This window comes from Streptomyces adelaidensis (assembly GCF_016598475.1).
Lineage (GTDB): Bacteria > Actinomycetota > Actinomycetes > Streptomycetales > Streptomycetaceae > Streptomyces > Streptomyces adelaidensis.
The window spans coordinates 1-273 of record NZ_JAEMUX010000334.1 but is presented as its reverse complement, the minus strand read 5'-3'; the positions used below and the strand labels follow the sequence as shown (position 1 = coordinate 273).

Sequence of the window (273 nt, the reverse complement as noted above, 5' to 3'; positions counted from 1 at the left end):
GACGCCAAGGCGCCGCGCAAGATCCCCGCAGACCCGACGCGCAAGGCGGCCATCCGCAGCCTGGACAGGCCGACCTGGCCCGACGCGGTCCGTCGCAGTGTGCCGGTCTCGGCGTCAGAAGGCCGGAACACGCGGGAGGACGTCGGGGGGCTGCCGGTCGGGGTGTCGGCGGTCGAGCAGACAGAACCGACGCGGGCGGCGAAGGGGGCGAAGGCAGCTCCCGCAGTCCCTGAGAACGTCAGCGTCGAAGTCCTCCCGCGCGCCCGCGCCGCC

The 273-nt window shown here is 74.7% G+C and carries 1 protein-coding gene; it reads left to right on the top strand.

The features are described 5' to 3' along the window. A partial coding sequence (locus tag I8N67_RS43685; protein ID WP_234047143.1) for a hypothetical protein occupies window positions 1-273 on the top strand: 273 nt, incomplete at both ends.